Annotated in this window: 20 protein-coding genes; 3 read left to right on the forward strand and 17 right to left on the reverse strand. The window is 68.9% G+C overall.

The window, feature by feature from the left end; all coding sequences use genetic code 11:
• The 5 genes from AC1DTF_RS27275 to mutA all read right to left on the reverse strand — a co-directional run.
• Window positions 1-2403: beta-ketoacyl synthase N-terminal-like domain-containing protein (locus AC1DTF_RS27275; protein WP_477476336.1), on the reverse strand; the 2403-nt coding region annotated here is incomplete at its 3' end.
• Between the two features lie 769 nt (window positions 2404-3172).
• Window positions 3173-4486: an esterase/beta-lactamase LipL gene (gene lipL, locus AC1DTF_RS27280; protein ID WP_477476337.1), complete on the reverse strand. Its 1314-nt coding sequence runs from the start codon at window positions 4484-4486 to the stop codon at window positions 3173-3175.
• Window positions 4487-4582: 96 nt separating this feature from the next.
• Window positions 4583-5560: a methylmalonyl Co-A mutase-associated GTPase MeaB gene (gene meaB / locus AC1DTF_RS27285; RefSeq protein WP_057165139.1), complete on the reverse strand. Its 978-nt coding sequence runs from the start codon at window positions 5558-5560 to the stop codon at window positions 4583-4585.
• Entirely contained in the window at window positions 5561-7828 is a 2268-nt protein-coding gene (gene scpA / locus AC1DTF_RS27290; protein WP_477476338.1) for a methylmalonyl-CoA mutase, read from the reverse strand.
• A 3-nt stretch (window positions 7829-7831) separates the two neighbouring features.
• The gene (gene mutA / locus AC1DTF_RS27295) at window positions 7832-9691 is read right to left on the reverse strand and encodes a methylmalonyl-CoA mutase small subunit (RefSeq protein WP_477476339.1); all 1860 of its coding nucleotides are present in this window, start codon (window positions 9689-9691) and stop codon (window positions 7832-7834) included.
• A gap of 173 nt (window positions 9692-9864) precedes the next feature.
• Here mutA and AC1DTF_RS27300 point away from each other — a divergent pair, with 173 nt between their 5' ends.
• Window positions 9865-10599, forward strand: a complete 735-nt coding sequence (locus AC1DTF_RS27300; RefSeq protein WP_057165136.1) for a TVP38/TMEM64 family protein — start codon at window positions 9865-9867, stop codon at window positions 10597-10599.
• A 3-nt stretch (window positions 10600-10602) separates the two neighbouring features.
• Here the strand turns inward: AC1DTF_RS27300 and AC1DTF_RS27305 are convergent, their stop codons facing one another.
• From AC1DTF_RS27305 to AC1DTF_RS27315, 3 genes are all read right to left on the reverse strand, one after another.
• Complete coding sequence (locus tag AC1DTF_RS27305; protein WP_477476340.1) at window positions 10603-11892, reverse strand: hypothetical protein; 1290 nt, start codon at window positions 11890-11892, stop codon at window positions 10603-10605.
• 215 nt (window positions 11893-12107) lie between these two features.
• Window positions 12108-13325, reverse strand: coding sequence for an SPFH domain-containing protein (locus AC1DTF_RS27310; RefSeq protein ID WP_057165134.1), 1218 nt, complete (start codon window positions 13323-13325; stop codon window positions 12108-12110).
• Window positions 13326-13363: 38 nt separating this feature from the next.
• The gene (locus AC1DTF_RS27315) at window positions 13364-13795 is read right to left on the reverse strand and encodes an NfeD family protein (protein WP_057165133.1); all 432 of its coding nucleotides are present in this window, start codon (window positions 13793-13795) and stop codon (window positions 13364-13366) included.
• A 58-nt stretch (window positions 13796-13853) separates the two neighbouring features.
• Here AC1DTF_RS27315 and AC1DTF_RS27320 point away from each other — a divergent pair, with 58 nt between their 5' ends.
• Complete coding sequence (locus AC1DTF_RS27320; protein ID WP_057165132.1) at window positions 13854-14702, forward strand: hypothetical protein; 849 nt, start codon at window positions 13854-13856, stop codon at window positions 14700-14702.
• Here the strand turns inward: AC1DTF_RS27320 and AC1DTF_RS27325 are convergent.
• From AC1DTF_RS27325 to AC1DTF_RS27340, 4 genes are all read right to left on the reverse strand, one after another.
• Window positions 14677-15708, reverse strand: coding sequence for a ferrochelatase (locus tag AC1DTF_RS27325; protein ID WP_477476341.1), 1032 nt, complete (start codon window positions 15706-15708; stop codon window positions 14677-14679). The genes AC1DTF_RS27320 and AC1DTF_RS27325 overlap by 26 nt on opposite strands.
• Window positions 15709-15719: 11 nt before the next feature.
• Window positions 15720-16529: an NADH-dependent enoyl-ACP reductase InhA gene (inhA, locus tag AC1DTF_RS27330; RefSeq protein ID WP_057165130.1), complete on the reverse strand. Its 810-nt coding sequence runs from the start codon at window positions 16527-16529 to the stop codon at window positions 15720-15722.
• Between the two features lie 19 nt (window positions 16530-16548).
• Entirely contained in the window at window positions 16549-17313 is a 765-nt protein-coding gene (fabG1, locus tag AC1DTF_RS27335) for a 3-oxoacyl-ACP reductase FabG1 (RefSeq protein ID WP_057165129.1), read from the reverse strand.
• A gap of 76 nt (window positions 17314-17389) precedes the next feature.
• Window positions 17390-18292, reverse strand: coding sequence for an AraC family transcriptional regulator (locus AC1DTF_RS27340; RefSeq protein ID WP_477476342.1), 903 nt, complete (start codon window positions 18290-18292; stop codon window positions 17390-17392).
• A 120-nt stretch (window positions 18293-18412) separates the two neighbouring features.
• On the opposite strand from AC1DTF_RS27340, the gene AC1DTF_RS27345 reads away from it, so the two are divergent.
• Window positions 18413-19495, forward strand: coding sequence for an aldo/keto reductase (locus tag AC1DTF_RS27345; RefSeq protein ID WP_057165560.1), 1083 nt, complete (start codon window positions 18413-18415; stop codon window positions 19493-19495).
• On the opposite strand, the gene AC1DTF_RS27350 is transcribed toward AC1DTF_RS27345, so the two are convergent.
• The 5 genes from AC1DTF_RS27350 to AC1DTF_RS27370 form a co-directional block, all read right to left on the reverse strand.
• Window positions 19492-20499 carry a VWA domain-containing protein gene (locus AC1DTF_RS27350; RefSeq protein ID WP_057165127.1) on the reverse strand — a complete coding sequence of 336 codons (1008 nt, stop codon included), beginning with the start codon at window positions 20497-20499 and terminating at the stop codon, window positions 19492-19494. The genes AC1DTF_RS27345 and AC1DTF_RS27350 overlap by 4 nt on opposite strands.
• A 32-nt stretch (window positions 20500-20531) precedes the next feature.
• Window positions 20532-21482: a DUF58 domain-containing protein gene (locus AC1DTF_RS27355; RefSeq protein WP_057165126.1), complete on the reverse strand. Its 951-nt coding sequence runs from the start codon at window positions 21480-21482 to the stop codon at window positions 20532-20534.
• Window positions 21479-22615: a chaperone MoxR1 gene (gene moxR1, locus AC1DTF_RS27360; RefSeq protein ID WP_477476343.1), complete on the reverse strand. Its 1137-nt coding sequence runs from the start codon at window positions 22613-22615 to the stop codon at window positions 21479-21481. Before moxR1 ends, AC1DTF_RS27355 begins: the two co-directional genes overlap by 4 nt.
• Before the next feature lie 135 nt (window positions 22616-22750).
• Entirely contained in the window at window positions 22751-23401 is a 651-nt protein-coding gene (ripB, locus tag AC1DTF_RS27365; RefSeq protein WP_235570581.1) for an NlpC/P60 family peptidoglycan endopeptidase RipB, read from the reverse strand.
• An 85-nt stretch (window positions 23402-23486) separates the two neighbouring features.
• A partial coding sequence (locus AC1DTF_RS27370) for an NlpC/P60 family protein (protein ID WP_477476344.1) occupies window positions 23487-24181 on the reverse strand: 695 nt, incomplete at its 5' end.

Consider the following 24181-nt stretch of genomic DNA (forward strand, 5'->3'; position numbering starts at 1 on the left):
GGTCAGCAGCGGGTGCGGGGACAGCTCGGTGAACACCCGGTAGCCGTCTTCCAGGGCGGCCTGCACGGCAGCGGCGAAGCGCACCGCGTGGCGCAGGTTGTCCACCCAGTAGTCGGCGTCCCAGTCGGCGATGTCGCGCGGGTCGTACAGCGTGGCCGAGTAGTACTCGACGTTCGGCTCGGACGGGTCCAGATCCTCCAGCGCGTCGGCCAGGTCATCGAGGATCGGATCGACCTGAGGCGAGTGCGATGCCACGTCCACGGCGACCTCACGGGCCATCACGTCGCGGCTCTCCCAGTCGGCCACCAGTTCGCGGATCGACTCCTTGGCGCCGCCGACGACGGTCGACTTGGGCGACGCGACCACCGACAGCACCACATCGTTGATGCCGCGCGCGGCCAGCTCGGAGAGCACCTGCTGGGCGGGCAGCTCCACCGAGGCCATGGCGCCGGAACCGGCGATGGTGGCCATCAGCTTGGACCGCCGGCAGATCACCTTGACGGCGTCTTCGAGGGTGAGCACACCGGAGACGAACGCCGCGGCGACCTCGCCCATCGAGTGGCCGATGACCGCGCCGGGCAGCACGCCGTAGGCCTTGAGCGTCGCGGCCAGCGCCACCTGCATGGTGAAGACGGTGGGCTGCACCTTGTTGATGCCGGTCACGGTGACCGAGGAACGCAGCTCCTCGGTCACCGAGAAGCCGGACTCGGCGGCGATCAGCGGTTCGATCTCGGCGACGGCCGCGGCGAAGGCGGGTTCGCTCTCGAGCAGGCCGGCACCCATCGCCGCCCACTGGGAGCCCTGGCCGGAGAACACCATCACCGGGCCGCGATCGTCCTTGGCCACCGCGCCCTGATAGGGCGTCTCGCCGTCGGCGACCTCGCGCAGCGCCTCGATGAGGGAGGCGTGATCGTGGGCCAGCACGGTGGTGCGCACCGGGCGGTGTGCCCGGCGGCGGGCCAGGGTGTAGGCCAGGTCGTGCAGGTTCAGCGTGTCGGTGCGCTCGGCGACCCAGTCGGCCAGCCGTCCCGCGGTACTGCGCAGTCCCTCGGCCGAGGTCGAGGACAGCACGAAGATCTGCGGTCCCTCGGCGGCGGCGCTGGTGTCCGCGGTGGCCGGGGCTTCCTCCAGGACCGCGTGCACGTTGGTGCCCGACAGACCGTAGGCGGAGACCGCGGCGCGGCGGGGCTGCGCCCCGGCCGGCCACGGGGCGGGGGACGTCGGGACGTAGAGGTCGGTCTTGATGCTCGCGAGCTCGTCGGGCAGCCGGGTGAAGTGGATGTTCGGCGGCACCGTGGCGTGCTGAAGGGCGAGCACGCTCTTGATCAGGCCGATGGTGCCCGATGCGGACTGGGAGTGTCCGAAGTTGGTCTTGGACGAGCCGAGTGCGACGGGCCCGCTGGCGCCGTAGACCGCGGCCAGGCTGGAGAACTCGATCGGGTCGCCGACCGGGGTGCCCGTGCCGTGCGCCTCGATCAGCCCGACGGTCGCCGGGTCGATCGCGCCGGCGGCCAGCGCTTCCTGGTAGACGGCCACCTGCGCGTCACGCGACGGGGTGGCGATGTTGACGGTGTGGCCGTCCTGGTTGGCGGCGGTGCCGCGGACGACCGCAAGGATGCGGTCGCCGTCACGCTCGGCATCGGCGAGTCGCTTCAGCAGCACCACGCCGGTGGCCTCGCCGGGGACGAAGCCGTCCGCCGCGGCATCGAACGCATGGCAGTGGCCGGTGGGCGAGAGCATGCCCTGGGCCGAACCCGAGGACAGCTTGCGGGGCTCCAGCACGATGTTCACGCCACCGGCGAGCACCATGTCGCTCTCGCCCTCGTGCAGGCTCCTGGCGCCCATGTGCAGGGCCAGCAGACCCGAGGAGCAGGCCGAGTCCACCGAGAAGGCGGGGCCGCGGGCACCGAGGTGATAGGAGATGCGCCCGGAAGCCAGGCTGAAGTTGTTGCCGGTGAAGCCGTAGGGGCCCTCGATGGCGTGGGCGTCGGCCGCGACGAGTTGGTAGTCGCCGTGGGTCAGGCCCATGAACACGCCTGTGCGAGAGCCCTCCAGGGACGCCGGATCGACACCGGCGTGCTCGATGGCCTCCCAGGCCGTCTCCAGCAGCAGCCGGTGCTGCGGGTCGACCGCGGTGGCCTCGCGGTCGCTGATGCCGAAGAAGTCGGCGTCGAAGCCCGCTACGTCGTCGAGGAAGGCGCCCCACTTGGACACCGAGCGGCCGGGGACACCGGGCTCGGGGTCGTAGTACTCGTCGGCATCCCAGCGGCTCTCCGGGATCGTGGTGACAAAGTCCTGACCGTTCAGCAGCGCCTGCCACAACTGGTCAGGTGAGTCGATTCCGCCAGGCAATYGGCACGCCATCCCGATGACGGCGACCGCTGTGACAGGTGTCTCAACCACGTAGTTCAAACCTCTTCCAGGCGGGTACTGCTGGACCGAGCAAGCAAGTCTGCGGCGTGGGGACTACCTTGGGCGCCTTTGCGCGCAGGCCCTGTTTCCCTTCCCGCACCTTGCTGAGACTCGTCCGTGAGTCGGTAGCGTAGTCGTCTCCGTTGACGATGGCGTTAAAAACTGAGCAAATCCACTGAGGACTCTACAGCTTCAAGAGCCGCGACGCGCAGGCTACACCAGCTACATCCTCGACATCCAGCAACTTCCCGATAGTGCCGCAACCTGCGGATCCATTGTCTTATTGACGTTTTAGTAAATGTGACGCGGCTCACCTTGTCAAGTCGGGTATTAGCCAGACCTCAGCTCAGCAAACAAGTTTGGCAAACTTATCAACCGCTGTGACGTCCGCCGGGAGGCCCACACCGCCGCCCAGCCAACTCACAGGTTCACCCCCTCGGCGTCGCTAGCACTGGAAACACGCGTAACAACTACCCCAGAGTAAGGAAGGCCGCCTTCGCGCGGGGCGGTTTCGCGGCGGCCGCCCAGGACGCGACGGGTCTTTTGGCAATTCAAAGATGGGTAACGGAAACCACACGTGCGGGTGCGGCGACCATTCCTTACGCGACCAGCCGGAGTTCCGCTTCGGGAGGCGTTGCACAGCAATGGCACAGCCAACTATCGGGACCCCCAGCAATATCCTGCAACCGGCGGTACCACCTGCATATTTGCGGGGGCAAGCAAAACTTTCGGCAACCGAAATGACCCTCCGGAAAGGGGGTCAGACAGCCGCTGCGGAGGGCCTCGCGAAGGCGGCTCCCAGCCGTGGAACCGCCCGGAAACCACGATCGCGTGCGCGCGCCGCGCCGCGCCGGATGAACGCCGCGGTCGCGACGAAGCCCGCCTGATCGGCGACCACCAGCGGGGTGAGCAGACGGTTGTGCACGTAGCCGAAGGCAAGTCCGGTGGCCGGATCGGCCCAGCCGAGCGAGCCGCCCAGCCCGACGTGCCCGAAGCCCGGCAGCACGCCGGGGAACGGCAGCGAGTGGTAGCCGAGGTGGAAAGCCATCGGCAGGCCGAGCGAGCCGTCCGGATGCAGACTCCGCGGGCCGGTCAGGCCGGCCACCAGATCACGGGACAGGAACCTGGTGCCGTCGAGGTCTCCCCCGTTGGCGATCGCGCCGTACATCCGGGCCAGCGCCCGCGCCGTCGCGACGCCGTTGGCCGACGCCATCTCGCTGTCCAGCAGCGGGGTGTCGCCCTGCACCATCGACTTCATGCCGGGGAAGTACAGCGCGCCGAGTCCGCCGGACAGCGGCAAGGCGGCCAGATGGGGCGCCACCGCGTTGAAGATCGGATTCTGCAGGTGCCGCTGCGGGCCGATGATCTGCGCCGGCTGTGTCGGTGCCGCCACCGGCGGACGGCCCAGGTGCATACCGTCGACACCGAGGGGCGCCGCCAGCTCTCTGCGGAACAGCTCGCGCATCCCCAGGCCGGTCACCGAGCGGGCCAGACCGGAGACCAGCCAGCCGTAGGTCACCGCGTGATACGCCGGGCGCCCGCGCAGCAGCCCGGCGGGCGCGGCGGCGATGCGCTCCTCCATCTTGGCGTGGTCGAGCAGATCCGCCCGGCTGACCCCGTTGAGTTGGGACAGGCCGGCCCGGTGCCGCAGCACCTCACGAACCGTGATCGCGGCCTTGCCGTTGGCGCCGAACTCCGGCCAGTACTCGGCCATCGGTGCGTCGTAATCGATGAGCCCGCGGTCCACCAGGCGGTGGATGACGGTGGAGGCCATCCCCTTCGTCGCGGAGAACACCATCGCGCCGGTATCGGCCGTCCAGCGCTGCCTGCCCTTGCGGTCCGCCCAGCCCGTCCAGACGTCGACGACGGGTACGCCGTCCAGATAGACCGACAGCGCGCCGCCGCCGAACCGACGGTGACCGAACAGCTTGGAGAACGCCGACACGGCGCACGCGAAGTTGGGGTCGGCCGCACCCTGAACCCCGTGGGGCAGCGTGCAGTCATCAGGGGTCGCCGCGCTATTGCCGCTCTCGGTGCGCGCCGCGCTGCGCTCACCATCTATTGCGTAGGTCACAGTCAAACCAATTTACCTCGCCGTCTGGCTAACTAGCGAGGGGCGTTACCTATCCGTAAGACCAGGCCGGTTCCCGAAACGGTAACCTTGCCCAGCTCACCCGTCTGCGGCGTCGAGGATCTGCTGGGCCGCGAGCGCCGGAGTCAGCTCACCATCGCGCACCTGACGCTCCAGCTCGGCGCGGATGCGCTTGACCTCGGGATTGCTGAGCACCCGGTCCAGCACCGTGTCGCGGACCATCGCCCACGTCCAGTTCACCTGCTGTTTGCGGCGTCGGGCGTCGAACTCGCCGGCATCGGTCAGCACCTTGCGATGCTTCTCGACGGTTTCCCACAGCTCCGCAAGGCCATCGCCGGTCAACGCGCTCATGGTGAGAACCGGTGGCCGCCAAAGAGTTTCGCGCGGGTAGATGAGGCGTAGCGCACCGGTCAGTTCACGCGCGGCGGCCTTGGCCTCCACCGCATGCTCCCCGTCGGCCTTGTTGACCACCACCACATCGGCGAGCTCGAGGACACCCTTCTTGATGCCCTGCAACTGATCGCCGGTCCGGGCCAGGGTCAGGAAGACGAAGCTGTCCACCATGTCGGACACCGTCACCTCGGACTGCCCGACGCCCACCGTCTCGACGAGGATGACGTCGAATCCGGCCGCCTCCAGCAGCACGATCGTCTCGCGCGTCGCGCGGGCCACCCCGCCGAGGGTGCCCGAGGTCGGTGACGGACGGATATAGGCGTCCGGGTGCACAGCAAGCTTGGCCATCCGGGTCTTGTCCCCGAGGATCGATCCGCCGGTGCGCGTCGAGGACGGATCGACGGCCAGTACGGCCACCCGGTGCCCGGCTTCGATCAGGTGCATGCCGAGCGCCTCGATGGTCGTCGACTTCCCGACGCCCGGCACACCGGTGATGCCCACGTGGACGGCACTGCCCGCTTCCGGCATCAGCTCCAGCAGCAGTTCCTGGGCCTTCTGCCGGTGATCGGTACGCGTCGACTCGACGAGGGTGATCGCCCGCGCCAGACCCGAGCGGTCCCCACCGCGTACCGCCGCGGCCAGCTCGGCCACTGAAGGGCTCATCTAGTTCAGTGTGTAGCCGAGTCGGTCGGCGAGCTTGTGCAGCAGGCCGATGGCGGCATCGGCGATCACGGTGCCCGGCGGGAAGATGGCGGTCGCGCCGGCCTCGTAGAGCTCGTCGAAGTCACCTGGCGGGATCACACCGCCGACCACGACCATGATGTCGGGGCGGCCCACCTCGGCCAGCGCGTCGCGCAGAGCGGGCACCAGCGTCAGGTGTCCGGCGGCCAGCGAGGACACCCCGACGACGTGCACGTCGTTGTCGGCGGCCTGGCGCGCCACCTCGTCGGGGGTGGAGAACAGCGAGCCGACGTCGACGTCGAAACCGATGTCGGCGAAGGCGGTCGCGATCACCTTCTGCCCGCGGTCGTGGCCGTCCTGTCCCATCTTGGCGACCAGGATGCGCGGGCGGCGACCATCGGCGTCGGCGAACTTCTCCACCAGATCCGTTGCGGTAGCCACATTCCCAGCCTTCCCGACCTCGTCGCGGTAGACCCCGGCGATGGTGCGGATCTCGGCCTGATGCCGGCCGTAGACCTTCTCCAGGGCGTCGGAGATCTCGCCGACGGTGGCGTGCACCCGGGCGGCGTTGATGGCCAGCGCCATCAGGTTGTTGCCCAGCCCGTCCTCCCCGGCGGCCACGTTCTCGCCTGCGGCACGGGTCAATTCGGCCAGTGCCGCCTGGGTGGCCGCCTCGTCACGGTCGGCACGCAGTTGGGCCAGCTTGGCCAGCTGCTCGGTGCGCACCCGGCTGTTCTCGACCTTGAGGACCTCGATCTCCTGGTCCTCGGCCACCGCGTACTTGTTGATGCCGATGACCGGCTGGGCACCGGAATCGATGCGCGCCTGGGTCCGCGCGGCGGCCTCTTCGATGCGCAGCTTCGGGATGCCCTCACCGATGGCCTGGGCCATGCCGCCGTACTCGGCGACCTCCTTGAGGTGGGCGCGGGCCTTCTCGGCGAGCTGATGGGTCAGCCATTCCACGTAGTACGAGCCGCCCCACGGGTCGATCGGCCGGGTGGTACCGGACTCCTGCTGCAGCAGCAGCTGGGTGTTGCGGGCGATGCGGGCCGAGAAGTCGGTCGGCAGCGCCAGCGCCTCGTCCAGTGCATTGGTGTGCAGCGACTGGGTGTGACCCTGGGTGGCGGCCATCGCCTCGATACAGGTGCGGGCCACGTTGTTGAACGGGTCCTGGGCGGTCAGCGACCAGCCCGAGGTCTGCGAATGGGTGCGCAGAGACTGGGATTTCGCGCTCTTTGGATCGAACTGCGCGACCAGCTCGCTCCACAGCAGCCGGCCCGCGCGCAGCTTGGCGACCTCCATGAAGAAGTTCATCCCGATGCCCCAGAAGAAGGACAGCCGGGGCGCGAACTTGTCGATGTCCAGCCCGGCATCGAGGCCGGCCTTGATGTATTCGACGCCGTCGGCCAGCGTGTAGGCGAGCTCCAGATCGGCCGTGGCACCGGCCTCCTGGATGTGGTACCCCGAGATCGAGATGCTGTTGTACTTGGGCATCTTGGTGCTGGTGTAGCCGAAGATGTCGGAGATGATCCGCATGGACGGCTTCGGCGGATAGATGTAGGTGTTGCGGACCATGAACTCTTTGAGGATGTCGTTCTGGATGGTCCCGGCCAGCTTCTCCGGCGGCACACCCTGTTCCTCGGCGGCGGCGACGTAGAGCGCGAGGATCGGCAGCACGGCGCCGTTCATCGTCATCGACACCGAGACGGTGCCCAGATCGATCCCGTCGAACAGCTGGCGCATGTCCAGGATCGAGTCGATGGCCACACCGGCCATCCCGACATCGCCGGCGACCCGGGGATGATCGGAGTCGTAGCCGCGGTGGGTCGCCAGGTCGAAGGCGACCGACAGACCCTTCTGACCGGCGGCCAGATTTCGCCGGTAGAACGCGTTGGACTCGGCGGCGGTGGAGAAGCCGGCGTACTGGCGGATGGTCCACGGCTGGTTCACGTACATGGTCGGGTACGGGCCGCGGATGAACGGCGGCTCACCCGGGAAACTGTCCAGCGGGTAGCCCGCCGCGACCGCGTCATCGCGATCGGCGCCGATGTACACCGGCTTGACGTCGATGCCCTCCGGGGTAGACCAGACCAGCTGCTCGGGGGTGTAGCCGTGCGCGGCCGCGGCGACGCCGACCTGCTCGGTCACCGCTTCCGGCGTCGGCGTCTGCCCGGCGTCCTCGCCGTGCAACGGGACGTCGGCGAAACTACCGATCGCAGCGGGGGTCTCGGTGATGTCGGATGCAGTCATGATTCAGGCCCCCAAACGGGTGAGCAGGGTCGCCAGCGCCTCGACGGCGTTGATCTTCGCGGTCAGGTACTCGTCGGGACGCGCAACGGCCTCCCCGATGGCCTTCTCCGGTCCGGCGAGATAGATGTGCGCGGCGCCGGCATCGCGTGCGGCAGCGACGACGGCCTCCGCCTCGGTGCCGTAGCGGGCGTCGGTGCCGCAGATCACCACGGCGCGGTGGCCGTCGACGGCCGCCGCGACCGCGGCCGCGTCGACCGTGCCCGGATTGACGACCTCGATGCCGCCGGAGGCCAGCAGGTTCGCGGCGAAGGTGGTCCGGATGTTGTGCTCGGCCAGCGGGCCCAGCGGCAGCAGCACCGCCTCGGGCCGTTTCCCGTGCTCGGCCAGATAGGCATCCGAGCGGTCCCGCAGTGCCTCGAACCCGGCCGCGTACCGCACGATGCCGGTGGCTTCATCCGACTGCGGCAGCGGCTTCTCCCCCAGGTTCGGGAACTCGTTGACCCCGGTGAGCGAGGTCCGGCGGTGCGCGATGTCATCGGCGCGGGTGTCCCGCACCGCGGCGATCTGCTCGCTGAGGTGATCGCGCGCGTCCACGAATCCGCCACGGGACTCCAGATCCTGGAAGTGCGCCCAGGCCTGCTCGGCCAGCTGCGCCGTCAGGTCCTCGACGAACCACGACCCGGCCGACGGGTCGAGCACCCGGCCGAGGTGGGATTCCTCCAGCAGCAGCAGCTGCGTGTTGCGGGCCATACGGCGGGTGAAACTGGTTGCGGTGCCGGGCAATCCACCGGGAATGGCGGCATCGAACGGCGCCACCAGGACGGTGTCCGCGCCGCCGACACCGGCGGCGAACGCCGCCAGCGTGGTGCGCAGCATGTTCACCCAGGGATCGCGCCGGCTCATCATCGGCGCCGAGGAGACCGCGTGCACCACGGCGGCGCCGGCGGACCCGTCACCGGCGACCTCGGCCACCCGCGCCCACAATCGGCGCGCGGCGCGCAGTTTCGCGATCGTCATGAACTGGTCGTCGTCGGCGGCGAAGCGGAAGCTGATCTGGCGCAGGGCATCGGAGACGCTCAGTCCGGCCTCGGTCAGCAGCCGCAGGTAGCTCACCCCGGCCGCGATGGCCCCGGCCAGCTCCCAGGACGCGCTGGCACCCAGGTTGTGCAGCGCGGGACCGTCGACCGTCACGGTCCGCACCCCGGTCTGACCGGCCGTCCGCGCGGCGATCGCGGTGACATCGTCGATGCCGGCCGCGGGACGTCCGCTCAGCGGTGCCGTCAACGGGTCGGCGCCCAGATCCAGGGACACCCTGGCGCGTTGTTCGTCGTCGAAGTCGGCGATGAGCGCCAGCACGGCGTCGGCGGCGGCGACGTAGTCCGCGCCCGCGTCCAGCACCACCGGCACCAGATCGAGGTACACCCCGTCGAGCAGGTCTGCCAGTTCGGCCGGTGCCACCCCGGCTGGATCATTCCCCGTCGCTGCGCTCGCCCCGGCCGAACCGACCCGCAGCACCAGCGCGCTGGTGCCCTCGGTCAGCGCCAGCAGCAGTGCACCGTTGGCCTCCGAGGTACCGGACGCGACCGCCGGGAACTGTTCGGCGACCTTCCAGCCACTGAGCACATCGCGGCGGGCATCCCCGCCGCGGGCGAACGGCCACTGCCCGGGCAGCGGCGACTCGGGCACCCCGTCCAGGGCGGTGTAGAGCGGCCGGACCGGGAAACCTTCATAGGTCGGCGAGTCGAGCAGCCGCTCCGGTTCGGCGGGCAGATCCGCGGCGTCGCGCCGCAAGCTCTTCGCCAGCACGCCGGCCACACCGGAGCGCCAGCGCTCGCGATCCGATTCAATGACGCTCGAGGACACTCGCGGCTCCTGGGTTAAAAAGCGTTGTCTGACTTAGTTAGATTAGCCAGCTGTGACTGGCCTCTTTCACCTGAGGCTAAATGATCGGTATCACGGCAGCGTACGGCGGGCAAAAGCTACTGAGCAGTAGCGTTGGCGGCGACGGCGCCCGATGCCCCGTAGGGTTGGGAGACGTGAAACCCGTCGCCACCACGTTGCGCACGGTCTGGACCGCGGTGACGTCGACGGCCACTCAATTGCCCCGCCGTCGTGTGGTGGCCATCGCCGCCACAATTGTGATCCTCGTCGCAGTCGCGTTTCTGGTGCCGCTGCCCAGCGCGATCCAGCTGCGCGACTGGGCCACCGCGGCCGGCCCGTGGTTCCCGCTCGCCTTCTTCGCCGCCCACGTCGTGATGACGGTCTTCCCGTTTCCGCGGACCGCTTTCACGCTCGCGGCCGGCCTGCTGTTCGGGCCGCTGGTCGGCGTCAGCATCGCCGTCGTCGCGAGCACGCTCAGCGCCGTGCTGGCCGTCATCCTGGTGCGGGCGGTCGGCTGGCAACTCAGCCGCCTGACGCTGCACCCCCGGGTCGAGTCACTGGACGCCCGGCTGCGCGACCGCGGTTGGGTGACGGTGCTGTCGATGCGGATGATCCCGGCGGTACCGTTCGCCGTCCTCAACTACGCGGCGGGCGCCTCCGCGGTGCGACTGCTGCCCTACACGGTGGCCACCCTGATCGGGGTGTTCCCCGGGACGGCGGCGGTGGTCATCCTGGGCGATGCCCTCACCGGCAACATCAGCCCGCTGCTGTTCCTGGTGTCGGCGTGCACCGCCGGCGTCGGACTGGCCGGGCTGGTCTACGAGATCCGGGTGCACCGCCGAACTCACCACCAACGGCCGGCGGGCGACGAGCCCGCCGTCAACGGCTGACGGTCAGGCGGCCTGTTCCAAGGAGCTGTCCACCAGGCGCAGCTGACCGGCCCTCCGGGCCGCTGCTGGGCGTTTGGAGTGCAGCGTGATCATCGAGCCGGAGCGCACCACGCCCATCGGGCCCGAACCGGCGAAGCGTGCAATGCCCGCAACGCGGATCGCCCAGCCGGCCTTGGCCTGGCGGTAGCCGATCCGGATGCCGAGCGCGCAGATCACCAGCAGCCCGCCGACACCGGGCAGGGCCACCGCCGCCAGCGTCGCGATGGAGATCGGCACCAGCAGCGTGCTGACCGCACGGTCGAGGAACGTCTCGGGTGCGCCCGAGGCCGTCAGACCACTGACACCCAGCGACGCCGTGGTGATCGGGGCCATCCGCTGGACACTGACGGGGGTGACCGGGGACAGCACGGGCGCCGCGGGTGCGGGTGCCGCGACACCCGCACCGAGCGCGATGGCCGGGGTGTGCGGCAGCAGCAGCCCGGGCAGATCGATCGGACCGGACAGTGCCGTGGTCGGCCTGGCCTCCGGGTCGATGCCGATGGTGGCGACCGGCGGGGTGCTGACGCCCATCAGGGCGCCCAGCTCACCGGGCAGCGCCACGATGGTGCCGACCGAGGTGCTCACCGAGGTGAGCATGAACTCGATGGTGGTGATGACATCGGAGACCGGCGTGGTCGAACCGGGCAGCCCGACGAGCAACGCGGGGACCGCAGCCACCGTCTGGTGGGTCGCATTGAGCACCGAGGCCACGGTGTTACCGACGGTGTGGGCGACGTCGGGCAGCTTGTCGTAGGACAGCGGGGCCTTGACCGACACCGGCCGGGCCGGCGGCGGGCCGGCCGGCTTGGGCTTGGGGGTGCTGGAGTTGTTGGCCAGCGGGGTGATCGCCGGTTGAACGGCGGGCTGCTGCTCGGGCGCGACCACCTCGGGATCGGTGACGACGGTCTCGGGCGCGGTGAGCTCGAGCTCGGTCGGGGTGGCGGAGGAGTCCGGAATGGTCGGGAGGGTGGTACGCGGACGGCCACCGAAGCCGGGCTGGGGGCGCTGGGCCGTCCACGGGCCGATCGTGCTGCGCACGCTGGTGAGCGACTGCCGCAATGATGCGCGCAGACCGGCACCGAGGTCGTTGCCGGATTTCGCGGTACCGCCCGTGGTGCCGGAGCTCTCGCCCTGCCCGGAGGTACCGGTGGAACCCGACGTGCCGCCGGAATCGGTGTCGGCAAGCGCCACGGCCGTGGGACCGCCGACCAAAAGCATGGTGGACAGCACACCGGCGCCCACCGCGCTCCGCACGCCCGCCCTGCTCACAGCGTCCCCGTCATAACGTCGCCATTTCGTCCTCGCACCGGCAAAAGGCCCGGTCCACGGTCAGCAAATCACCAATATGCCATTAGACCATGCAATAAGTCCTACCGGCAGGAAAAATGTTCGACGCCGTCAATCAATCAGGGAAATCTCAGGCATCGCGCACGCAACCAGGTGGTGTATCGCGTACCGGGGTGCCGGTGTTACGGAGCGCGGTGGCTGCCGGGAGCCCCCGGCGGAGGCACCGGAGCACCGCCCAGCGCCTGCGTCTGGGTGGGCGCCTCCAGGGGTTCGGAAGGCGCCGAGCCCAGCGGCGGCACGGACTTTCGCGCCTCCGCCTCGGCCAGGGCCACCGCCCGGGCGATCTCCGGGTCGGTTTGGGTGTTGAACCAGTCCGCGACCTCTTCGGCGTCGTCCTCAGCGGACTTGGGTGAGTCGTCTGCCGGCGACGGGGTGTACCGGAACACACCGTCCTCCCCCGGCGCCCCGAGCAGCTTGGTGAAACCCTGCAGCGCGGATCCGAAATCACTGGGCACCAGCCACACCTTGTTGGCCTCGCCCTTGGCCATCAACGGCAGCGTCTGCAGGTACTGGTAGGCCAGCATCTCCGGGGTGGGACGGCCGTTCTTGATCGCCGCGAAGGTCTTCTCGATGGCCTTCGCCTGGCCCTGCGCCTGCAGGTATGCGGCGGCGCGTTCACCCTGCGCGCGCAGCATGCGGGACTGCCGGTCGGCCTCGGCGGCCAAGATCGCCGCCTGCTTGGCGCCTTCGGCCGACAGGATCTGTGCCTGCTTCTGCCCCTCGGCCGCCTTGATCGCGGCTTCCCGGCTGCCCTCGGCGGTCAGGATCATGGCGCGCTTCTCCCGGTCGGCGCGCATCTGCTTTTCCATCGAGTCCTGGATGGACGGCGGCGGGTCGATGCTGCGCAGCTCGACCCGGGCCACCCGCAGGCCCCACCGGCCGGTGGCCTCGTCGAGCACCCCGCGCAGCTGTCCATTGATGGAATCGCGTGAGGTCAGGGTCTGCTCCAGCGTCATCCCGCCGACGACGTTGCGCAGCGTGGTGGTGGCCAGCTGCTCGACGCCGACGATGTAGTTGCTGATCTGGTAGACCGCCTTGGCCGGGTCGGTGACCTGGAAGTAGACGACGGTGTCGATGTTGACCGTCAGGTTGTCCTCGGTGATCACCGGCTGCGGCGGGAAGGACACCACCCGCTCCCGCAGGTCCACCCGGGCCCGGATCTTGTCCACGAACGGCAGCAGCAGTGTCAGCTGTCCGGACACCGTCTTGCTGTAGCGGCCGAGGCGCTCGATCACCGCGGCCTCGGCCTGCGGGATGAGCGCCACCGATTTGGCGACCACCACCACGGCAAAAATCACAAAGACCACAAGCAGTACGAGACCTACGAACGCACCGTCCATGACGACTCCCCTCCAGATCCAGTTTCGACTGCTGTTGCTCAGATGCCCCGGTAGACCACCGCGGTGGCACCGTCGATGTGCACGACGGTCACCCGGTCACCCGGTTCGAACACATCGTTGTCGTTGAGGGGCCGTGCCGTCCACACTTCGCCGTCAAGTTTCACCTGGCCGTCGTGCTGGGACACCTGGGAGAGCACCAGCGCGCCCTTGCCCTCCAGCGCCTTGGCCGGATCCAGCAGGCCGGTGTTCGACTCCATCCGCTTACGCAGCACGGGCCGCACCACGACGAGCAACAGCAACGAGACGACCAGGAACACGGCGCCGTCCGCCCAGATCGGCCAGTCGAACACGAAACCCGCGCCGGCGGCGGCCAGCGCGCCACCGCTGAGCATCAGGAGGAACAGGTCACCGGTCAGAGCTTCGGCGCCTGCCAGTCCCAGCGCTGCGACCAGCCATATCCATGCGGGCATGTGTGTCAGCGTAGCGAATCCGGCCGTATCTGCGACCGACAACTACACTGCCAGAACTATGTGGTGTCCGAGCGCTTCGCTGACGGTCTGGGTCAACGCCTGGCTTGCGGGCGTCGCCGCGCCCGACGATGTGCTCGACGCGCTATCCCAGTGGGCGCCAAAGCATTCCGTCACCGCCTACGATTCGGTGGCGGCGGGCTCCACCGGCCTGCCGTGGCCGGACCTGCACCACGCCGGAACCATGTCACTGCTGCAGACGATGCGGACCGCCGCCGGGCCGCCGCAGGGGGCGCCGCCGCTGACGCTGGTGCTGCCGGTCCCCGGCGATGTCCGCGGGCTGCCGCCGGACACCCAGTTCCAGCGCGACGCCATCACCATGGGTGAGGCGATCCTCGTCGGCCAGGATCCCCGCCGCTCGGTCGGCATGGTGCCCGAGTACATCTACGAGGACGTCGACGACCCGGATTTCGAGCCGGACCCGGTATCGCTGGCGTGGACGGTCTATTCGGCCGGGACCGCGGCTGTCGTCGAGCACAGCGATCTCGGTGATGCCGAGTACACGTTGCGGTCGGCGGTGCGCTCGGCCGCCGACGCCCTCGGCGCGTTGAGCGCCGGCATCGGCGCCGCCGACATCGACGATCCGCGCGGCATGGTCGAGCAGCTGCTGGAGGCAACCCGATTGCACCGGGTGCCCGATCACGCGCCGGAACGCGCGCTGCGGGTGCTGGAGAACGCGGCCCATGTGGACGCGATCATCACCGCCAGCTCCGGACTGATGCCGATCGGGCTTCAGACCAGTTCGGAGATACGCATCGCCTCGGACACCCTGCGGCCGTTGGCCTCGGTGGTGCGCACCGCCAGGCTCGCCGCCATCAGCGCGATCATGTACTCGGCCTGGGAGCGCTGACCGGCTCACAGGCCGGCGTGCAGAAGGCCCCGTCCACACTGCTGCCGTAACCCGGAACTGGTTGCGGCCCTGCGACTCTGGCCGGCTCGCCACCCAGGCGGAGCTCGTCGATCAGCCCGACGACCAGCTCGGCGAAACGGCGTTGGGCGTTCGGCGTGCTGGCCCGTGCCAGTGCAACCCCGGCGGCCTCGGCCTGTTCGGCGAGTTCGTTGTCGAGGTCCCACACCACCTCGATGTGGTCGGCGACGAATCCGATCGGACACGCGATGACGGCCTTGATTCCCTGCCCGACGAGGATCTCGAGATGATCGCCCACATCGGGTTCCAGCCAGGGCACCTGCGGTGGACCGGACCGGGACTGCCAGACGACGTCGAAATCCTGATAGCCGGCCGCGGCGGCCACCAGTTGCGATGCGTAGCGGACCTGACGCTCGTAGAGGTCGGTGCCGCACCGTGATGCGGCCCGCAGCGGTATCGAGTGTGCGGTGAACACCAGTCGCGCCCCGGCGCGCAGGTCCTCCGGAAGTGTCGCTGCGGCATCGGAAATGGCGTCGGCGAACATCCGCACGAACAGCGGGTGGTCGAAGTACTGGCGCAACTTCACCAGTTCCGGTGCCGACTCGCCCACCGCGGCACGCGCTCTGGTGATGTCCTCCTGATACTGCGCGCACCCGGAGTAGCCACCCCAGGCCGAGGTGGAGAACACCGCAGCACGCCGAACACCGTTGTCGCGCATGGCCGCAACGGTGTCCTCGACGTAGGGCTCCCAGTTGCGGTTGCCGAAGTACACCGGCAGGTCGGTGACCGCCTCGATCTGCTCGATGAGCGCGCGGTTGATGCCGTTGATGGGCGACACACCGCCGAAGTGCAGATAGTGCTCGGCCACCGCCTCCAGACGCTCACGCGGGATACCCCGGCCCCGGGTGACGTTCTCCAGAAAGGGCATCACCTGCTCGGGGCCCTCCGGCCCTCCGAAGGAGAGCAGCAGCAGGGCATCAAACTCCACGTCCGACCCCGCTACAGCAGCTGGGTGTGGGCGCCGCCGTCGGCGTAGATGATGGTGCCGGTGGTGGCGGGCAGCCAGTCCGACAGCAGCGCGCAGACCGTCTTGGCGACCGGGGTCGGATCCTTCATGTTCCAGCCGACCGGTGCGCGCTGATCCCAGCCCTCTTCGAGCAGACGCATCTGATCGCCGGCCTCGGCACCCAGCGCGCCGCCGACGATGGCGCTCATGGCCAACGTCCGGATGGGCCCGGCGGCAACGAGATTGGAGCGCACCCCGAACGGTCCCGCCTCACGGGCAACGAAGCGGTTCACCGACTCCAGCGCGCTCTTGGCGACCGTCATCCAGTTGTAGGCCGGCATCGCCCGGGTGGGGTCGAAGTCCATGCCGACGATGCTGCCGCCGCTGTTGAGCACCGGAAGGGTCGCCTTGGCCAGCGAGGCATAGGAGTACGCCGAGATGTGGATGCCCTTGGCGACGTCCTCGTAGGGCGCGTCGAAGAACGGGTTGACACCCATGCCGGTCTGCGGCATGAACCCGATGGAGTGCACCACGCCGTCGAGCTTGTTGCCCTCGCCGATCACCTCGGTGACGCGGCCGGCCAGCGAGTCGAGGTGTTCGGAATTCTGCACGTCGAGCTCGAGCAGCGGTGCCGGGTTGGGCAGCCGGTCGGCGATGCGCTGGATCAGCTTCATCCGGTCGAATCCGGTCAGCACCAGTTCCGCGCCGGCCTCCTGGGCCTGCTTGGCGATGTGGAACGCGATCGAACTGTCGGTGATGATCCCGGTGACCAGGATGCGTTTGCCTTCGAGAAAGCCAGTCATTGGTAAGTCCTTATCTCTTCTAGTGGCCCATGCCCATGCCGCCATCCACAGGGATGACCGCGCCGGCGATGTAGCTTGCGTCTTCGGAAGCAAGGAAGCTGACCGCTCCGGCCACTTCCTCGCCGGTGCCGACCCGCTTGGCGGGGATGAATTCGAGCGCACCCTCCTGGATGCGCTCGTCCAGCGCCCGGGTCATCTCGGTGTCGATGTAGCCGGGGGCGACGACGTTCGCGGTGACACCGGCCTTGGACAGCTCACGTGAGATGGACCGCGCCATGCCGATCAGACCGGCCTTGGCGGCGGCGTAGTTGGCCTGGTTGCCGATACCCCACATACCCGAGACCGAGCCGATGAAGATGATCCGGCCGAAACGCTTGCGCTGCATGCTGCGCGAGGCCCGCTGGGCCACCCGGAACGCGCCGGTGAGGTTGGCGTTGATGACGTTCTCGAAGCGCTCCTCGGTCATCCGGATGAGGAACGCGTCCTGCGAGATACCGGCGTTGGACACCAGCACCTCGACCGGGCCCTGGTGCTCCTCGACCTCTTTGAACGCACGGTCGACGGCCGCGCTGTCGGTGACGTCACAGACGACGCCGAACAGTCCTTCGGGTGCACCGGAGCCGCGGTGGGTCACCGCGACCTTGTGCCCGTCGGCGGCCAGTCGCTGCGCGATGGCCAGACCGATCCCCCGGTTTCCACCGGTGACCAGCACCGAACGGGACACGAAGGGCGGACGGCCAACGGGCGCTGCGGCGGCACTTTCCGTGGCGGCAGTATCACTCATGACCGCCAACTTATCGTCTGACCGGCGCGGTCCCGAAATCGCATCGCCGCCGCGTCCACCCGGATGTGCGCCGAGTTCACGGAAGATGGACGGCGCTCACGCCGTGAGTGGCGTTCAGCCGCGCCGCGTCACGACCGGGTGGCGCGCCGAACATCCTGCGGTACTCCCGGCTGAACTGGGTGGGGCTGTCGTACCCGACGAGGTGCCCGACACCGGCGATGTCGCCGGGTTGCGCGACCAGCAGCGCCCGGGCCTCCTGCAGGCGGATGCGCTTCTGGAACTGCAGTGGGCTCATCTCGGTGACGGCGCGGAAATTCCGGTGGTACGCGGACGGACTCATCCCGGCCATCGCGGCGAGGTCGGCGATGCGCAACGGMTCRGCATAGTTCTCCCGGATCCAGCGAATCGTCCGGTTGATATAGGTCAATCCGCTTCCCGCCGAACCGATCTGGGCCACCACGCCGGCGTGTGGCCCGCGCAGCAGCCGCCACAGGATCTCCTGCTCGATCAGCGGGCCCAGCACGGCGGCGTCGGCGGGGTGCTCGAGCAGCCGCACCATCCGCAGCACCGCGTCGAGCAGCTCCGGATCGGCCCGGCCGGTCGCCATGGCGGTCTGCGTGCCGGACCGCCGGGGCGCGCTGGTCTCGTGCAACAGCAGCTCCGCGATGGCCGGCGCCCGCAGCACCAGTCCGACCGCCAGCGCCGGGGCCTGCGCACCGCAATCGAAGAAATGTCCGCTGACCGGCAGTTGCGCGGTGACCACCAGGATCTCCCCGCCCCGGTACTCGACGACCCGGTCCCCCAGCAGCAGGCGCTTGCCGCCCCGCACCATCACCACGAGCAGCGGTTCGGTCAATGAGTACTCCGGCGACGTGTCGGTCACGCTGGACACCAGCAGGCCGTCGATCGCGGTGGTCATATCCGGCCGGGCGTGCGCAGTGATGAGCGCTTCCAATTCGACCAGCGGAGTGTCTGACACAGCCCAATAGTGTCAAAGACAGCAGGATCAGGCAAGAGCGCGGCAGGATCGGTCTACCCCGCCAGACGCCCGGACGGTTGCATGGGAGTGGTACATCCGAACATCTCCAAGGAGACCACCATGACACTGGACAACTACCTCACCCTCGGCCGTTCCGGCCTGCGCGTCAGCCCATTTGCATTGGGGGCCATGACCTTCGGGGAAGACGCCGGCGGCGCCGGCTGCAGCGTCGCCGAATCGGAGACCATCCTGGACGCCTACCTCGATCGCGGCGGGAACTTCGTGGACACCGCGAACTTCTACACCAACGGGCACTCCGAGAAGATCCTCGGCGACTACTTCCACCATCGCCCGCAGCGGCGCGATCGTGTGGTCCTGGCCACCAAGTTCTTCACCAACATGTCTCCCGGCGATCCGAACGGCGGGGGCGCCGGTCGACGCTCGATCATCGGCCAGCTCGAACAGAGCCTGCGCCGGCTGCGCACCGACCACATCGACCTCTACTGGCTGCACAACTGGGACCGGCACACCCCGATCGAGGAGACCATGCGCGCCCTCGACGACCTGGTGCGCGACGGCAAGATCCGCTACCTCGGGTTCTCCAACATCCCGTCCTGGGTCACCGCGCAGGCCCAGACGATGGCGGTACTGAAATCCTGGACCCCGCTGATCGCGCTGCAACTCGAATACTCGCTGCTGGCCCGTGATGTGGAGGGTGAGGCGGTGCCGCTGGCACTGGACCAGGACCTCGCGCTGGTGAGTTGGAGCCCGCTGCGCAACGGTTTCCTGTCCGGCAAGTACCGGCGCGGCCTGGACGTCGGTGATTCCGCGCGGGCCGCCTACGTGGGCGCACCCAGCGATGCCGAATACGACGTCATCGACACCGTCACCGCCGTCGCAGAGGAGCTCGACACCACCGCCGCGGCGGTGGCGCTGGCCTGGCTACGGTCGCGGCCGGGCACGGTGATCCCGATCGTCGGCGCCCGGCGGCTGGCCCACCTGGAGGGCAATCTGGCCGGGCTGGACGTGCAGTTGCGCGCCGATCAGGTGCGCCGCCTCGATGAGGTGTCGGCCTTCGCGATGACCCACCACCCCGCCATCGAGGACTCGCTGCGGATGGCCCTGCAGTTCGCGGGCACCACGATCGACGGTGCGGCGAGCGGTGAGTATCCGCCACTGCAGGCCGGCACCGCCCGGTACTAGCCCGGCAGGCGACGGTTGATCAGCAGCGCCGCCAGGGCGGCCAACGCCAGCACCAGCGCACCGAGCCGCAGCCAGCCGACGCTGGCGTCGCCCTTGATGGTCTCGTAGCCGATCTGCTGCTGCAGCGAACTGAAGACCGCCTTGAGCTGTTCGAGGCTGGATGCGGTGAAGGCCTCGCCGCCGGAGAGGTCGGCGATCTTCTTGAGCATCTCGTCGTCGACGGGCACCGGCTGGCGCTGGTCGTTGATCTCCACGTAGCCGTACGGGGTGCCGAAGGACACCGTCGAGATGGGCACGCCCTGGTCCTTGGCGGTGCGGGCGGCGGTGTAGGCGCCCTTGGGGTTGTCCGGATTCGACGGCACGGTTTCCTTACCGTCGGACATCAGCACCACCCGCGCCGGCGGCGGTTCGTCGCCGCCGCCGATCACCGCACCGACGGTGGCGATCGCCTGCAGCGCGGTGAAGATGCCTTCACCGGTGGCGGTGCGATCGGCCAGCTGCAGCTTGTCGATGCCGTTCTTGGTGGCCTCGCGGTTGGTGGTCGGCGAGACCAGCACGGTGGCGGTGCCGGCGTAGGCGATCAGTCCGAGATTGATACCCGGGGTCAGCTGATCGGCGAACTGCTTGGCGGCTTCCTGGGCGGCGACCAGCCGGCTCGGGGCGACATCGGTGGCCCGCATCGACTGCGAGACGTCGATGACGAGCATCACCACGGCCCGGTTGCGCGGGATCCGCACATCGTTGGTCGGCCCGGCCATCGCGACGGTCAACAGCACCAGCGCGGACACCAGCAGGATCGCCGGCAGATGGCGCCACCGGGTGGGCTGCTTGGGCGCGACGGTTTCCAGCAGCTCCATGTTGGCGAAGCGCAGGATCCGCTTCTCGCGTGCCCGCTGGACCACGATGTAGAGGCCGACCAGTCCCAGTACAGCCAGCAGGAACAGGAAGAACCACTTGTGTTCGAAGCCCGACAGGCTCATCGGTCCGAGCAACGGCAAAGTCATGTGCAGCTTGTCATTTCAGTCTCGTAGTCTCGCTACCGGCCACCGGCCAGGGCGCCCCGGCGTCGGTTGGCCACGAAACGGACCACATCGGCGATCCAGTCCCGGTCGGTACGCAGGGTCAGCAGCGGCGCGCCACAGCGCCGCAGGGTACGGGCGACCTCGGCGCGGTGTGCCGCGGAGGCGCGCGCGAAATCGTCGCGCAACTTCTCGTCGATGGTGAACTCACGGGTGACCCCGGTCTCGGTGTCCTGCAGGATCACATCACCGATATCGGGCAGTTCCACATCCCGCGGGTCGATGATCTCGATGCCGAGCACCTCGTGCCGCGCGGCGATGGCCCGCAGTGGCCGCATCCAGTCGATCGGGCCGAGGAAGTCGCTGATGACGACGGCCATGCCGCGCCGGCGTTCGGGACGGCGCAGTGCGTCGATGGTGGCGGCCAGGTCACCACGCACCCCGGGCGGTGCCTGCGGCGTGGTGGCGATGGCACGAAGGAGTTCCTGCTCGTGCAGTCGGCCCGAGAGCGCCGGGACCCGCCGCAGCGTGTCACCGTTGGAGATCAGCGCACCGATCCGGTTGCCGCCGCCGCTGTTGAGAAACGTGATGGCCGCGGCCGCAGCCACCGCCAGATCGCGCTTCTCGCACCCGGTGGTCCCGAAGTCCAGACTCGCCGAGACGTCGACCACCAACCAGGTTTCCAGCTCGCGGTCGGCGATCATCTGCCGCACGTGTGGGTGGGTGGTCCGCGCGGTCACCGACCAGTCCATCCGGCGCACATCGTCGCCGGGCTGGTACATCCGCGACTCCCCCGGCTCCGACCCCGGGCCGGGGATCAGGCCGAGGTGATCGCCGTGCAACACCCCGTCGAGCTTGCGGCGCACTGTCAGCTCGAGCTTGCGCAGCGCCGCGGTCAGTGCAGGGTCGCGGATCTCACCACGCTTGAGCGAGGGCAGGTCGACCGCGCGACCGCCGGTGCTGGTCACCGACCGCCGGCCGCCGCGGCGGCAGGCACCCCGGGAGGCGCCGAATGACCCTGCTGCGGAATCGCATTCACCTGCGGCAGACCGACGGTCTGCATGATCCGGTTGATCACCGTCTCCGCGGAGACCTCGTCGGCCAGCGCGTCGTAGGTGAGCACCAGACGGTGACGCAGCACGTCCGGGATGACCTCGACGACGTCCTGCGGGACGACGTAGTCACGCCCGCGCACCAGCGCCAGGGCGCGGGAGGCGGCGATGATGCCCAGCGAGGCACGCGGTGACGCGCCGTAGGCGATCCAGGACTTGGCGTCGGGCATACCGAACTTCTCCGGTTCGCGGGTCGCGGTGACGATGCGCACCACGTAGTCGACCAGCGCGTGGTGCACGAAGTTGTTCGCCGCGACCTCCTGCAGGCGCAGCAGATCCCCGGTGTTCAGGATCTGCTTGGGCTCAGGCGGTTTCACGCCCATCCGGTAGATGATCTCGCGCTCTTCCTCCGGCGACGGGTAGTCGACGTTGAGCTTGAACAGGAACCGGTCACGCTGCGCCTCGGGCAGCTGGTACACGCCCTCCTGCTCGATCGGGTTCTGGGTGGCCATCACCAGGAACGGGGACGGCAGCGGGAATGTCTTGCCGCCGATGGAGATCTTGCGCTCGGCCATGACCTCCAGCAGCGCGGACTGCACCTTGGCCGGGGCGCGGTTGATCTCGTCGGCGAGCAGGAAGTTGACGACGACGGGGCCGAGTTCGATGTCGAACGCCTCCTGGCCCTGCCGGTAGATGCGGGTACCGACGATGTCGGTGGGCACCAGGTCGGGGGTGAATTGGATGCGCGCGAAGGTGCCGCCGACCACCTTGGCGAAGGTCTCCACGGCGAGGGTCTTGGCCACACCGGGCACACCTTCGAGCAGGACGTGGCCCTTGGCGAGCAGACCGACCAGCATGCGTTCGAGCAGCTGATCCTGCCCGACGATGATGCGCTTGACCTCGAAGAGGGCCCGCTCAAGGGTGTGGACCTCGTTCTGCAGGTTCGCATTGGCGGGCGGTGCGCTCTGCGTGCCGGGCGGGTAACCCTGCGTCGGGGYCGGGCCTGCGTAGCCTCCGGCGCCCTGCGGCGGCCCACTCGGTGACGTCATCTAGCTTCCTCCCACGGTCGTTCGATACAAACTCGCTGGTATTCGCCGACGTCCACCGAGGCGGCGGGGCGTCCGCCGTCAACTATTCCAGGCAGTTCGGAATCCGTCGACGTCGCCCGCCCGCGCGGCGGGGCGTCAGGACTCGATGATACGAACCAGGTGCGGTGACATCCCGGCGGTGCGCAACGGGCTGACGGTCACCTTTTCGGCGCTGCCGGAGGCCTCCAGCATCTTCCCGCCGCCCAGATAGATGGCCACGTGCTGGCTGCCGCCGGGGCCCCAGAAGATGAGGTCGCCTCGCTTGGCCTGAGACGGCGCGATCGCGCGGCCGGTGTTGTACTGGTCGCCGGAGTACTTCGGGATCTGCACGCCGACGCCGGCGAAGGCGTACCGGGTGAAGCCCGAGCAGTCGTAGCCCATCTTCCCGGCGTCATAGTCCACGCCGGGGCCGGGGCCGGTCAGGGTGCCACCGCCCCACGAGTAGGGCACCCCGATCTGGGACCCGCCGCGCCGGATGACGTATTCGATGGCGGCCGGACCGCGCACCCGGGCGCCGGTGGGCAGTCCGCCCGCGGCCGGTGTGGGCGCCAACCCGATGCTCTGCAGGAACTTCGAGCCCAGGCTCTGCGTGGTCTCCAGGGCGATCTTGCTCACCTGGAACGAGGCGTTCGCGATCGCGACCGGGTCGCCGGGCGCACCCGAACTCGGGTGGGCGGGCAGAGTCGGATCCCATTCCCCGGGAGCCGCAGCTGCCGGCACCGCGGCACCGAGCGCAATCGCCGCCACGACGGTCAGCGTGGCCAGCAGCCTGCTGAGGCGTGAGTTTCGAAAGTTCCTGGAAGCCTTCACGAACACAGAAATCCCAACGTTTTTAATACTCGATGTAGCGGACGGCGTGCGGGGTCATACCGCTGGTGCGCACCGGCGAGACCTTCACGTGCGAGCCGGTGTAGGGGGCCTCCAGCATCTGGTTGTTGCCGAGGTAGATGGCCACGTGCTGGCTGCCTCCCGGCCCCCAGAACAGCACATCGCCGCGGCGCATCTGCGATGTCGGGATCTTGCGGCCCATGTCGTACTGCGATCCCGAGTAGTGCGGCAACTTGATGCCCACCCCGGCGAAGGCGTAGAGCACCAGCCCCGAGCAGTCGAAACCGACTGTGCCGGAGCCCGAATCGATGCCGTTGCTCTTGCCTGCGGCATTTCCGCCGCCCCACGAGTAGGGCACACCGATCTGCGACATGGCGCGTTTGATGACGAACTCCGAGGCCGCCTGGCCGTGTACCCGCGGGATCGCACCGTTGGTGAATCCGGTTGGGGTGGGCAGGATGCCGAGCTTCTGCAGGAAGGTGCGGCCCATGTTCGCGGTCAACTGGGCCGAGGTCTGCATGATGCCGAGGATCGCGTTGATGATCGCGATGGGGTCACCGCTGACGAACGCACTCGGGATCGCGGGCAGGGTCAGGTCCCACTGGCTGGACTGCGCTCCGGGCGCCGCTCCGGGCTTGCGGTCCCAGTCCGCGGCGGCGGGGGTGGCCGCGGGTGCCGCGCCGGCACCCGGCGCTGCCG

The sequence above is a fragment of the Mycobacterium sp. P4_H6 genome (assembly GCF_056400845.1).

Excerpts from the sequence above, each read along its gene's own strand:
- meaB (WP_057165139.1), bottom strand. The coding sequence starts at position 5,560 with ATGAGCCCTTCAGTGGCCGAGCTGGCCGCGGCGGTACGCGGTGGGGAC.
- scpA (WP_477476338.1), bottom strand. The coding sequence starts at position 7,828 with ATGACTGCATCCGACATCACCGAGACCCCCGCTGCGATCGGTAGTTTC.
- AC1DTF_RS27310 (WP_057165134.1), bottom strand. The coding sequence starts at position 13,325 with ATGGACGGTGCGTTCGTAGGTCTCGTACTGCTTGTGGTCTTTGTGATT.
- AC1DTF_RS27315 (WP_057165133.1), bottom strand. The coding sequence starts at position 13,795 with ATGCCCGCATGGATATGGCTGGTCGCAGCGCTGGGACTGGCAGGCGCC.
- AC1DTF_RS27320 (WP_057165132.1), top strand. The coding sequence starts at position 13,854 with ATGTGGTGTCCGAGCGCTTCGCTGACGGTCTGGGTCAACGCCTGGCTT.
- inhA (WP_057165130.1), bottom strand. The coding sequence starts at position 16,529 with ATGACTGGCTTTCTCGAAGGCAAACGCATCCTGGTCACCGGGATCATC.
- fabG1 (WP_057165129.1), bottom strand. The coding sequence starts at position 17,313 with ATGAGTGATACTGCCGCCACGGAAAGTGCCGCCGCAGCGCCCGTTGGC.
- AC1DTF_RS27345 (WP_057165560.1), top strand. The coding sequence starts at position 18,413 with ATGACACTGGACAACTACCTCACCCTCGGCCGTTCCGGCCTGCGCGTC.
- AC1DTF_RS27350 (WP_057165127.1), bottom strand. The coding sequence starts at position 20,499 with ATGACTTTGCCGTTGCTCGGACCGATGAGCCTGTCGGGCTTCGAACAC.